Source organism: Hyphomonas pacifica (assembly GCF_000682675.1).
Classification (GTDB): domain Bacteria; phylum Pseudomonadota; class Alphaproteobacteria; order Caulobacterales; family Hyphomonadaceae; genus Hyphomonas; species Hyphomonas pacifica.
In genome coordinates this window covers 1-11,441 of the sequence record NZ_AWFA01000078.1, presented here as the reverse complement: position 1 = coordinate 11,441, position 11,441 = coordinate 1, and the positions used below count along the sequence as shown (strand labels likewise).

15 protein-coding genes are annotated in these 11,441 nt (G+C 59.0%); 10 read left to right on the top strand and 5 right to left on the bottom strand.

Annotated elements, in window-relative coordinates; all coding sequences use genetic code 11:
* Positions 1-123 precede the first annotated feature (123 nt).
* Entirely contained in the window at positions 124-1,116 is a 993-nt protein-coding gene (locus HY2_RS15395) for a glutathione S-transferase family protein (protein WP_034829227.1), read from the top strand.
* Between the two features lie 74 nt (positions 1,117-1,190).
* Here the strand turns inward: HY2_RS15395 and HY2_RS15390 are convergent, their stop codons facing one another.
* Entirely contained in the window at positions 1,191-1,670 is a 480-nt protein-coding gene (locus HY2_RS15390; protein WP_034829225.1) for an Hsp20 family protein, read from the bottom strand.
* A gap of 204 nt (positions 1,671-1,874) precedes the next feature.
* Here HY2_RS15390 and HY2_RS15385 point away from each other — a divergent pair, with 204 nt between their 5' ends.
* Both HY2_RS15385 and HY2_RS15380 read left to right on the top strand, forming a co-directional pair.
* Positions 1,875-2,810 carry a class I SAM-dependent methyltransferase gene (locus HY2_RS15385; RefSeq protein ID WP_233346664.1) on the top strand — a complete coding sequence of 312 codons (936 nt, stop codon included), beginning with the start codon at positions 1,875-1,877 and terminating at the stop codon, positions 2,808-2,810.
* A 96-nt stretch (positions 2,811-2,906) separates the two neighbouring features.
* Complete coding sequence (locus HY2_RS15380; protein WP_034829221.1) at positions 2,907-3,524, top strand: TIGR02466 family protein; 618 nt, start codon at positions 2,907-2,909, stop codon at positions 3,522-3,524.
* 4 nt (positions 3,525-3,528) lie between these two features.
* On the opposite strand, the gene HY2_RS15375 is transcribed toward HY2_RS15380, so the two are convergent.
* A complete protein-coding gene (locus HY2_RS15375; protein ID WP_034829219.1) occupies positions 3,529-3,939 on the bottom strand; it encodes an MAPEG family protein in 411 nt (136 codons plus the stop codon).
* 169 nt (positions 3,940-4,108) lie between these two features.
* Between HY2_RS15375 and ppa the strand changes: the two genes are divergently transcribed.
* Both ppa and HY2_RS15365 read left to right on the top strand, forming a co-directional pair.
* A complete protein-coding gene (gene ppa / locus HY2_RS15370) occupies positions 4,109-4,645 on the top strand; it encodes an inorganic diphosphatase (protein WP_034829360.1) in 537 nt (178 codons plus the stop codon).
* A 76-nt stretch (positions 4,646-4,721) separates the two neighbouring features.
* Complete coding sequence (locus HY2_RS15365) at positions 4,722-5,345, top strand: LysE family translocator (RefSeq protein ID WP_034829217.1); 624 nt, start codon at positions 4,722-4,724, stop codon at positions 5,343-5,345.
* Positions 5,346-5,357: 12 nt separating this feature from the next.
* Here HY2_RS15365 and HY2_RS15360 read toward each other — a convergent pair whose 3' ends face one another.
* On the bottom strand, positions 5,358-5,981 hold the full coding sequence (locus HY2_RS15360; protein ID WP_034829214.1) for a carbonic anhydrase: 624 nt from the start codon (positions 5,979-5,981) through the stop codon (positions 5,358-5,360).
* A gap of 151 nt (positions 5,982-6,132) precedes the next feature.
* On the opposite strand from HY2_RS15360, the gene HY2_RS15355 reads away from it, so the two are divergent.
* Entirely contained in the window at positions 6,133-6,732 is a 600-nt protein-coding gene (locus HY2_RS15355) for a TetR/AcrR family transcriptional regulator (protein WP_034829212.1), read from the top strand.
* Between the two features lie 57 nt (positions 6,733-6,789).
* Complete coding sequence (locus HY2_RS15350; protein ID WP_034829210.1) at positions 6,790-7,854, top strand: acyltransferase family protein; 1,065 nt, start codon at positions 6,790-6,792, stop codon at positions 7,852-7,854.
* 10 nt (positions 7,855-7,864) lie between these two features.
* Here HY2_RS15350 and HY2_RS15345 read toward each other — a convergent pair whose 3' ends face one another.
* Complete coding sequence (locus HY2_RS15345; protein WP_034829208.1) at positions 7,865-8,410, bottom strand: DUF1465 family protein; 546 nt, start codon at positions 8,408-8,410, stop codon at positions 7,865-7,867.
* 63 nt (positions 8,411-8,473) lie between these two features.
* Positions 8,474-8,659, bottom strand: a complete 186-nt coding sequence (locus HY2_RS15340) for a DUF1192 domain-containing protein (protein WP_034829206.1) — start codon at positions 8,657-8,659, stop codon at positions 8,474-8,476.
* Positions 8,660-8,750: 91 nt separating this feature from the next.
* Here HY2_RS15340 and HY2_RS15335 point away from each other — a divergent pair, with 91 nt between their 5' ends.
* The 3 genes from HY2_RS15335 (at position 8,751) to HY2_RS15325 (ending at position 11,223) form a co-directional block, all read left to right on the top strand.
* Positions 8,751-9,728 carry an NAD(P)H-quinone oxidoreductase gene (locus HY2_RS15335; RefSeq protein WP_034829203.1) on the top strand — a complete coding sequence of 326 codons (978 nt, stop codon included), beginning with the start codon at positions 8,751-8,753 and terminating at the stop codon, positions 9,726-9,728.
* Between the two features lie 136 nt (positions 9,729-9,864).
* Positions 9,865-10,536, top strand: coding sequence for a DUF1013 domain-containing protein (locus HY2_RS15330; RefSeq protein WP_034829201.1), 672 nt, complete (start codon positions 9,865-9,867; stop codon positions 10,534-10,536).
* Positions 10,537-10,629: 93 nt separating this feature from the next.
* Positions 10,630-11,223: a hypothetical protein gene (locus HY2_RS15325; RefSeq protein ID WP_034829199.1), complete on the top strand. Its 594-nt coding sequence runs from the start codon at positions 10,630-10,632 to the stop codon at positions 11,221-11,223.
* The last annotated feature ends 218 nt before the right edge of the window (positions 11,224-11,441 follow it).

Genomic DNA, 11,441 nt, shown 5'->3' with positions numbered 1-11,441 from the left:
TCCTTCATTCGTAAAATGCCTGCCGCTGCGCATACCCATTATCAGCACCTGCGGCAAACGCTCCTTGGCAGTGCAGCCTGAAATGCCTACAGACTGGGGCAAATCACGACGAAGGCCAACCTCATGTCCGATTATCGCCTGTTCGGCGCAGATACCTCACCCTACTCCCAGAAAGTGCGGTCGTTCCTGCGCTACAAGAATATCGATTTCGACTGGATCTCTCGCGACCGAGGGAATGAGGAGGAATTCCAGGCTCAGGCGAAGACGCCGACCGTGCCGCTGCTGATCTCTCCGGAACGCCCGGCCAGCCAGGATTCCACCGCCATTCTCGCTGCGCTGGAAGCAGACCATGCCGAACCGTCCGCCGTGCCGGATGATGCAGCCGCCTCTGCGCTGGCGCTGATCCTGGAAGACTATGCGGATGAGTGGCTGAACAAATGCATGTTCCTGGAACGCTGGGGCCAGAAGCCTGACCGCGACGCAGCTGCCCTGCGCGTGCTGGTCCAGCTTTATGGCGGCAAACGGCCACGCGCCTACAAGAAAGCGCAAACCCAGATTGGCGAGCGTATGGCAGAGCGCCTGCCGCTGGTCGGTGCAACTCCGGAAAATGCCGACACGCTGAAAGCCTCCTGGCAGCGCTTTGCCAGCCTTCTGAATGCACACCTGAAAGAGCATCTCTACATTTTCGGCGGTCGTCCGTCCGCGGCAGATTTCTCTCTCGCTGCGCAGTTCCAGCAAATGCTGATGGATGAAACGCCGTCAAACTGGCTGAAGGAAAACACGCCCTTCCTGGTGGCCTGGTGCGAAAACATGGAAGACCCGAAACCCGGCGCACCATTTGAAGATCTGGAAAAACTGAAATCCACGCTCGCACCCATCTTCGCTGAGGAACTGGCGAAAACCTATCTGCCCTGGGCCAAGGCCAATGCCGCCAGCGCGGGTCGCCACAAGGACAAGGTTTCCGCCACAGTGGCGGACACGAGCTTCGAGCAGACAACGCAGACCTATGCCGGCGCAGCCTTTGACTCTGTCCGCAAGGCCGTCAAATCCTGCCTGTCCAATGACAATTTGAAAACCTTCCTCACAGAGACAGACTGTGTCAGCGTCTTCTCCTAACGCCGCTACGCTCATCCAAATAAAAACGGCGCGCCCATGGGACGCGCCGTTTCTGTATGGAGGTTCGCTAAGGCTTAGGCGGCGTTGGAAGCCGCTTTCTTGCCGATCAGTTTCGGTTCGGATTTCGCCGGAGCACCGATCTCGATCTTGCGCGGCTTTTTCTCTTCCGGCAGCTCACGGACCAGGTCGATCCGCAGCACGCCATGGTTCAGGCTCGCGCCGGTCACGATGACATGGTCAGCCAGCTGGAAGCGGCGAATGAAGCTGCGCTGGGCAATCCCGCGATGCAGATAGTTACGGCCTTCGCCGTCTTCGCTTTCGCCGCGCTTGCCGGCAACCGTCAGCAGGCCTTCTTTGGTCTCGATGTCGAGATCGTCTTCGGTAAATCCGGCCACGGCAATCTCGATGCTGAAGGCATTATCGTCGACACGCTCGATATTGTAAGGCGGATAGCCCTGCGAGCCGTCGAGGCGCGATGCCTGATCGATCATGCTGGCAAGACGGTCAAAACCGACAACTGTGCGGTAAAGGGGGGTAAGGTCGATATTGCTCATAGGTTCAGTCCTCATGTTCAAGCAACTGCGGGCAACCTGTCATCACAGGGAGCGCCCGGATGGATGTTCGGCCTCTGCATAACTCCAGCCCGAATTCGGCGCTGGCGCAGATACCGGTCACGACCCGATTGTCGGCATCGTGACATGATCTATGTGGGTAGCGTAAAGTGTGGTTCAAGAGGCCAGTTGAGAAGAGGAAAGCCCGTGAAACATCTGACCCCAATGGTCGCCCTGTCGGCCCTCATGCTGACAGCTTGCGGCGCCGAGGAAACACCGCCAGCAGAGAAACCCGTCGAAGTGGAGAAAGCTGCAAATGCCTTTACGGAGACAAGCCCCCTGCAGGCCGCCATTGAAGGCGAGCATCGCACAGAAGCTGAAAAGGCGCGCGATCAGTACCGCCACCCCAAGGAGACCATCGAATTCTTTGACATAGAACCGGGTGACAAGGTGGTAGAGCTATGGCCCGGCGGCGGTTGGTACACGAATGTCCTGGCGCCCTATCTGGCCTCCGGCGATGGCGTCCTCGTGGCGGCAGGCTTTGATCCGGAAGGCGGCGATGAAGAGCAACGCGCGCGCATTGAGGCCCGCCTCGCCGAGTTTAAGGCTGAACATTCCGACCCGATCTATGGCACGATTGAATATTCCGCGTTTTCCGGCACGACCGGGGCGCTGACAGAGCCGGGGTCAGCAGATGTCGTGCTCACCTTCCGCAATCTGCACAACTGGATGTCGGGCGGCTATGCCGAGAAATTCTTCACCGATGCCTATGCAGCCCTGAAGCCGGGAGGCGTCCTCGGCGTGGTAGAGCACCGCCTGCCCTCCACAGAGACGCAGGATCCGACCGCCTCCACCGGTTATGTGCATGAGGATTACGTCAAATCGCTTGCCCAAGCTGCCGGGTTTGAGTTTGTCGAGGCCAGCGAAATCAACGCCAACCCGGCCGACACGGCAGACCATCCCTACGGTGTCTGGACCCTGCCGCCCAATAGCCGCACGACAGACCGTGACGGCAACACACCGGACGGATTTGACCCGGAAACCTACGCCAATATTGGCGAAAGTGACCGCATGACGCTGAAATTCGTTAAGCCGGTCCCGGAAGCCGCCCCCGCTGAGGAAACCAGCGAGACAGATGAATAGGCTTCCACTTTCCATGTGATCTGAACATGTGCCCGCCGCGCCCTCGTGCATGGCGGGCACTTTTCTTTGCGCGCTACCGCGCCTAAAGACGCCGACATGAGCACACGCACCCTGTTTCCGACCCTCGTGCGCGAGGAAAAAGTGTCCGATCTGGACTTTGCCGAACAGCTTGAGAAAGTCTGCTGGCTGCTGGCCGAAGAAGACGATGCCGGCAATACCTGGTGCGAAGAACAGGGCTATGGCGGCTACACGTCCTATGCCTCGCTTGACGATTTGCCGGAACGCTTCCCGGAATTTGCCGACCTGAAGAGCCGTCTCGCGCCCATCGCCGACGATTTCGCCAAAGAGCTCCACTGGGACATGGATGGTCTTGCCCTCCAGCTGGATGCGATCTGGGTGAACATATTGGAGCCCGGCTTTGGCCATTCCAACCATATCCATCCCGGCAGCGTGCTGTCTGGCACCTATTATGTCTCCGTTCCGGAAGGTTCCGGTCGGCTGAAGCTGGAAGACCCGCGCCTGTCGAAAATGATGGCCGCCCCGCAGCTTCTAGATGAGGTACCGGAATCTGCGCGCCGCTTCATCTACTTGCCCCCCAGCATAGGCCATGCCTTTTTCTGGGAAAGCTGGCTGCGGCATGAAGTCCCCGCCGGGCCGGATGCCGAAGAGCCGCGCGTCTCGATCAGCTTCAATTACGCCCTGAAGCGCCTTTAAAGCCTCACAAGACCTTAAGGAGCACGATAAGCGCGAGGGCCAGCCCGCCCAGATACGTCACCAGCGCGCCAATCGCTTTCAGCGGATGCGGGCGCTCCAGCGTTGCGCAGACGAGAAATCCCGCCGCGTGCAGAAGGCGCGCCGCCGTGATCGCGATCACAAGGCAGGTCACGGTCAGGCCTAGGTCGCGACCCGCATATACCAGGCCCGTCAACAGGAAGAGACCGATCAGGACGCCAGCATATTCAGCGGAATTCCCGTGCGCCCTCTGCGCCTTCAGCATAGGCCCAGAAAGGTCTGTGGCCGCGTCATAGGCGATGGTCTTTGTCCGGGCGCGCATCATGGATGTCCAGAACGCCAAAAGCAGCGTCAAAATCACCAGAATCGCACTGCAGATTATCAGGATTGTGTGCATCAAACCCTCCCTCCAGAATGACAGTCTAGCGGCGTCGCAGTGCCGCTGGAAGCCTTTTCAACCAAAGGCCGTTAACGAACCCGCGGCACCGATGCTCTTGACGAAACCGGCTTCTGGCGTCATCGCCACCCCACACCGTTTCAATTTCCAGCCAGATGCGAGCCGTCTCATGGACCTTTCTAAAATACCGACCGGGAACAACCCGCCAGATGACATCAACGTTCTGATCGAAGTGCCACTGGGCGGCGATCCGATCAAGTACGAGATCGACAAGGATTCCGGCGCGATGTTCGTGGATCGCTATCTCTACACAGAGATGCGCTATCCGTGTAATTACGGCTTCGTTCCGCACACGCTGAGCCTGGATGGAGACCCGATTGACGTGATGGTTGTCGGCAACCGCCCACTGGTTCCCGGCTCGGTCGTGCGTGCCCGTCCTGTTGGCGTGCTGATGATGACAGACGACAAGGGCCCGGATGAGAAAATCCTGGCCGTGCCGCACAACAAGCTAACCTCCTATTACGACAAGATCGCCACGTATCACGATCTGCCGCAGACACTGATCGATAAGACGGCCCACTTCTTCGAGCACTACAAGGATCTCGAAAAAGGCAAATGGACCCGTATTGAAGGCTGGTATGGCATCGAGAAAGCGCGTGAGCTGATCGAGGCTGCCGTCGTCCGCGGCAAGGAAGAAAAAGCCTGATTTCCGCACTGGCCGGACGGGCATGACCCGACCGGCCATGCCCTTGCGGCGCCCGTCAGAGGTAAGGCCGTAATCCATGGATATTTCTGTCTGGCTGGCCTTGCTGGCCCTGTTCTTTGCCGGCGGCCTGACGCCCGGCCCTGCGGTCATGATGGTGATGAGTGCGTCGCTGCGATACCGCGCGTCCACTGCCATGATTCCTGCCCTGGGCGTTTCCACCGCAAACCTTCTCTGGATCAGTATGGCGGCGACTGGCATTGCCGCCTTTGCCGCGCAATTGCCCGTGGTGCTGACAGCGCTGAAAATTGCCGGCCTGTGCTTTATCGTCTGGCTGGCCTGGACGATGGCAACCGCAGACCCGCATCGGCCCCGCGCCCGCGCAGACCAGGCCCCGGCCCGCGCCAATCTGTTTGGCCGGGGCATTGCCCTGCAATTGCTGAACCCAAATGCGCTGGTCTTTTTCGGCTTGCTGTTGCCCAGCTATTTCGATCATGAAAAGCCGGTTGTGCCGCAGGCCCTGATCATCATGGCGACCGTCACGGTGACGGAAATGCTTGGCCTGGCCTTCTATGCCTGGCTGGCAGACGCCATGAACCAGCGCTTTCAATCGCCTGTCTTTTCGCGCTGGTTCAATCGGCTGGCCGCTGCCGCCATGGTGGTTTCAGCCCTGTTCGCTGCCATCATGACAACAACAGGCTAGACCGGTACGGGATCAGGGTTCGATCACCTCGAAGCGGCCGGTCTTATGGTTTCGCCAGTGCAGTTCGCCATGCTTGATGGCAAACCAGGCACCGTGGATCTCCAGATCACCTGCATCAACGGCCCGCTTTACAAAAGGGAACGTCATCAGATTATTGATGGATGTCTCGATCCCTTCCAGTTCCAGGGCAAATTGCGGATTGATCGAACCGCTTTCGACCACCCGTTCGCGCGCCTTTTCCAGAAGTTTCACCCAAGGCGTTACAAACTCGCCAATCTCCGGATTGCCCTCGCCTGCCAGGGACGCAGCGATACCACCACATCCCCCATGGCCCATGATTACCAGATGGTCGATCTTCAGCACATTCACCGCATATTCCAGCGCGGCGCTAACACCGTGCAGGCTGCCATCCGGCTGGTAGGGCGGCACAAGATTGGCCACGTTTCGCACCACAAATAGCTGGCCTGGGGCTGCATTGAAAATATCTGATGGCTCCGCGCGGCTGTCGGCACATGCGATCAGCATGATGCGCGGATTCTGGCCTTCGCCAAGCTCGCGGTAAAGAGCTGCCTGTTGGGCATAGGTCCCTTTGCGGAACCGCCGATAACCGTTCAGAAGATCCTCAACCGAATTCATGCAATATGCTCCTGTTTCTTTGAGGGAGTGAGTAGTGCATATTGTCTGCGCGGCAAGCGTAAAAACGGGATATTGTTTACCTCTTGGGGTTTATACTCGGCCTGCGAAGGCTGTAGGGGTTGCAGTTGAGCGTTGATTTCTGGAGTTGAACATGTCCACGCCGGCAGAAGCCAAGAAGTCATCCCGAAAGGGGCCAACACGCAGTGAAGCGTCAAAGGCCGCCATTCTGGATGCAACGCGCGAAGAAATGGCCGAAAATGGCTGGCGCAGTTTCAGTGTTGATGCCGTGGCAAAGCGTGCCAGCGCCTCCAAACAGACAATCTACAAATGGTGGCCCTCAATCGGCGCCATGTGCGTGGAATCGGCCCTCGCCCTGATCCCGGACAGTCCGGATGGCGGACGTGACCCGCAAGAGCGCATCACCGCGCTGATTGTGCCGCTCGAAGCTGCCGCCCGGACAGGGGCGGGCCATGCCGTCCTGCGCGTCGCACTCTGCGCCGCCTCTGACGACAAGGATGCCGGCGAACTCTGGCGCGCCTGGATGAACCGTGACATCCGCATGCCCATGCGCATGCTGCTCGCTGAATTGGCCAGTAAACGCGTCATTCGGCGCGATTTTGATCTGGATGAGGTGATTGAAGAACTGCTCGGCCCGCTCTGGCATCGCATCATGATCATGCGTGCGCCGGTTCGCGAAGGCTTCTGCAGCACCCAGGCACGCAACTTTTTGCGAGTCTACGCCACCTTCTGATACGCCTTTGGCGCGAATGTTGCAGAGCCGTTTCCCTGATTTGAACTGGGAAACGCCATGCCAACGCGCAGAATTGACTGGATCGACAACGCAAAAGGGATCTCTATCCTGCTGTTTGTCCTCATGCAGGCCACGTTCAGTTACGAGGCACTGCTACAGACGCACAGTTGGATGCATCTGATTGCCGCCTGGGCCGCGCCCTTCGCCGTCCCAACCCTGTTCCTGATGGCCGGGCTGTTCCTGAATCGGACACTCTTCAGCTCGAAATCCGCGTTCTTTGATCGGAAAGTGATCAGATTCGTCTATTTCTATGCCATCTGGCTGGCCATCCAGACACTCGTTCTGAATGCCGCAACGCTGATGACGTCTCCCCTCTCGGTTCTGGGCATATATGCCATGGCCTGGGTCCAGCCCGCCGCGGGCCTCTGGCTGCTGCCCATGCTGATCGTATGTTCGCTGGTCACTTGGCTGTTGCGCTTTGTCTATGCGCCGCGCCTTCTGATCATGGCGATCATTCTGCAGATCATGCAGTCTGCTGGCCTGATCCATACCGGGTGGATTCTGGCTGACCGTTTTGCTGAATATTATGCCTTCTTTTATGCTGGCTATGCAGGCCTCAGCCTGATCCAGCGCTATGCTGATACGATCACGAAGGGATTTGATGATGTACCGGCTGCCCTGCTCGTCTGGGCCACCATCAATACGGTGATTGTCATACAGGGCACAGACAAGCTGCCCATTATCAGCTTTGTCCTGGGGGCGGCCGGGGCCTTCGCAGTCATTGCTGCCGCGACGCTTCTCACCCGCCGCAGCTGGCCATGGGCACAATTCGTGAAATATCTCGGCAGGAATTATCTGGTGATCTATCTGGCCTATTTCATGCCGCTGGTCCTGTTCCAGGCTGCAATGGCCTTCACAGGTTTCGCGGCAGAACCTGGTCTGACCATTCTGTTGCTGGCGGGCGTGTCCCTTGGCATGCCTTTGGCACTGCATCAGCTGCTGCGTAAAACACCGCTCAAGGCACTTTATCGTCGTCCTGCTGCCTTCCGCCTGAAGGATAGGGAAAGTGTTCGCCAGGGACGCCTGCTGACGCCGCCTCAAACCAAAACCGGTGAAGTCTGAGGCTCGCGCGCTACTTGGCGCGGGTCCACACCATCAGGGGATCAAACGCGCCGGTTTCAGCCGCCCTCTGAAGCTGGCTGATCTGGTCGTTCACAGGATTCAGGGCTACTGAGGCGCGTTGGCCGTACAGCGCGTCATCCAGACGGCAGATCTGTTCGAACAGCGCTTCTGAGCGCATGACAAGATCCAGGAAACGCTGCGGCAAACCCAGACCCTGCTGCGCGGCGGCATCCAGCGGCGGCTCTTCGCGGCGGATGCGGTATTTCCGGGCGGCGGCTTCCTCACGACGCATTTCGCCATCGCGAACCGCCTTTTGCATCACCAGCCAGCTCGCCGCCTGCATCAGGCGCGTCGTCAGCTCCATGCTCCAGGCCGAATAGGTCAGGCTGGCCTCACGTGGCAGCGTCTTGGCATTTTCGCGGCCGGGCCCGTCCAGATAGGTCGCGGTCTCTTCGACCAGCGCCATGCCCCGCGCAAATACGGTGTCGAACAGCTTTCCGCCGGTAAATCCGTCCTGACTGTCCCCACCATCGTGCGGTGATTTATCTGCCGCCATGTATTGCGCCCTCGCTCGCGTGCATAGGAATTTGGACTTTATCAACTTAGCCTTTATGGCCGCTTAATTATCGTCGCCGAACAAGGCATCCGCTGCAGATTTCTGCGCCTTCTTCTTCTCGATTTCCGCCTCACAAGCCGCAATTCCGGTCTTCAGTGTCTCGATCCTGGCCTGCAGCTCCACCACGGACATCTGCTCCAGTGTCTGGGGCGTATTTACCAGGATCGGCTCTTCATCGAATGCGGCCATTGGGGGTCACCTTCCAATTCGTGCTACAGCGCTTATCAAAGCAGAAACCTCGCCTGGAGGCGACTCGGAAACCGAAGGGAATACAGACCATATGTCAGCTGAAACGATGAAAGCGGTGATTGCGGATGATGGCCAGCCCCTCAACCTGGCAGATGTGGCAAGGCCCAGCCTGAAGCCCGGCGAAGTGCTGGTAAAGGTGGCAGCCTCCGGTCTCAACCGCGCGGATCTTGTCCAGCGCAAGGGCGCCTACCCGCCGCCGCCCGGCGCATCTTCCATCATGGGCCTCGAAATCTCCGGAACTGTCGTGGAAACTGGCGAAGGCACCGCGCGCTTCAGCCCGGGAGACCGCGTCGCCGGCCTGCTCGCTGGCGGGGGCTATGCCGAATATTGCGCCGTTGATGAAGGCTCTCTCCTCCCCGTTCCGGACGGGCTGAGCTGGCAGGACGCCGCCTGCTTCCCAGAAGCGCTGATGACCGTCTGGGCCAATGTATTTGACCGCGTGGGCTTCAAATCCGGCGAGGCCTTCCTCTGCCATGGCGGCACCAGCGGCATCGGTGTCATGGCCATCCAGATGACGAAACTGGCCGGCGCCTCGAAGATCTTCGCCACGGCTGGCAGCGAGGAAAAATGCGCCCTGATCCGCGATCTCGGCGGCGACCGCGCCATCAATTACAAGACCGAAGACTTTGAAGCCATCGTCCGCGACGAGGGCAGCGTCGATGTCACCCTCGATATGGTCGGCGGAGACTATATCCAGAAGAATATCTCCGTCTCCCGCCCCGACGGGCGCATCATCAACATCGCATACATGAACGGCTTCACCGCCAACGTGAATTTCGCGCCCGTCCTCATGAAACGTCTCACCCTTGCTGCCACAACGCTGCGCGCGCGGCCCGTGGAAGAGAAACGGCGCATCCGGGATGCCGTGGAAAAGGATTTCTGGCCGCATGTGATTTCCGGCAGAATTCGCCCGGTTCTGGAGAAGACTTTCCCCGCCGCCGAGGCCGAAGCCGCGCAGGCCCTGATGGGTAAGGGCGGCCATTCCGGCAAGATTGTGCTGACCTGGTGAGGCAGGCACCTTTCCTTTTGCCGGGCATGGCATTATAAAAGCCGCAAGGTTTTTCAAGCATGTCTGGAACCTGACCGCCCGGCACGATGTGTCGGGCGGCTGCATTTCAGGCACCATTAAAGTCAGGGAGTTCCCCATGTCCGAAGTTCTGATGCCCAAGGCAACCGCCGTTTGGCTGCTCGACAATACCAGCCTTACCTTCAGCCAGATCGCGGACTTTTGTGGCCTGCACTATCTGGAAGTCAAAGGCATCGCCGATGGCGACGTCGCCGAGAATATGCGCGGTGTGGACCCGATTGCCGGCGGCATCCTGTCCCGCACCGAAATCCGCAAGGGTGAGGACGACGAAGGCTATAAACTGAAAGTCGCCGAATCCAAGATCGCACACATCCCCCAGCCAAAGCGCAAGGGCAGCCGCTACACGCCGGTTATCCGTCGTCAGGACAAGCCGGATGCCGTGGCCTGGTTCATCCGCAACCACCCGGAAGTGTCTGACGCGCAGATCTCCAAGCTGATCGGCACAACCAAATCGACCATCAACAATGTACGCGACAAGTCTCACTGGAACTCTCCGAACATTCGTCCGGTCGATCCGGTGACGCTGGGCCTGTGCACGCAGATCGAGCTGGACGAAGTAATTTCGAAATCCGCCGAGAAGCGTCGCAAGATGGAAGCGGAAAAAGCCGAGAAATTCGAAGGCCCGGGCATTGCCCCTGCTCAGGACGAGCCCGAAGCTTATGAAGACCAGGACAACACCACCTCCGGTGCAGAACCGTCCGCAGACGACATCTTCAAGAATTTCAGCTAGACTTTTCACGGTCCACCCTGTTTCAAAGGCCAGCAAGTTTTGCTGGCCTTTTTCATGCCCGCAGAACATGCGGCATGAGACAGGGAGGGTGACATGAAGGAGGTTTTAAGCGCCGTTGCGCTGCTGCTCACCTTTGCGGCCTTCCTCCCCTATATCCGAACCATTCTGCACGGCCAGACGCGGCCGCATGTCTTCACCTGGATCATCTGGGGCGCAGGCACATTCGTGGTGTTCCTTGCTCAACTATCCGATGGCGGAGGGGTTGGTGCATGGCCTATCGGCATCTCTGGCCTGCTGACAATCATCGTGGCCTTTCTGGCGATGACCCGCTCTGCCGATACCAGTTTCCATCGTATGGACTGGGGCTTTTTGACCCTGGCCCTTACCGCCCTGCCCCTCTGGTGGCTCACAAACACGCCGCTGTACACCGTTCTTATCCTGACAGGTGTGGACCTGCTGGGCTTTGGCCCCACAGTCCGCAAGGCCTACAGCCAACCCTATGAAGAGAGCTGGACGTTTTATGCCATTGGCGCCATCCGAAACGGCTTTGTCATTCTCGCCCTGGAACACTATTCATGGACCACAATGCTTTTCCCCGCGGCTGTTGGCCTCGCCTGCCTGTTGTTCATCGGCATGCTCCTCATCCGCCGCAGGAGCGTCCCCCTCCCCGCGCGCGGAGGAAACTGAAAGCGAACTGATCTCTATCCCCACATAACGGGTCATGACCCGTGCACGAACATCCTCCTCCCCCTGTCATCCCCCTCTCTTCCGCTCACCCCGGGTCCAGGGCGGCAGGGACGGAAGTTTGTGGGGATAGATAGGGATGCAATCCCCCCAGCCCGCACTGATGCTTCCAAGCCCGGCGCTTGCGCCCCTGCCTCGGGACATCGCAGTGCGATGTCTGA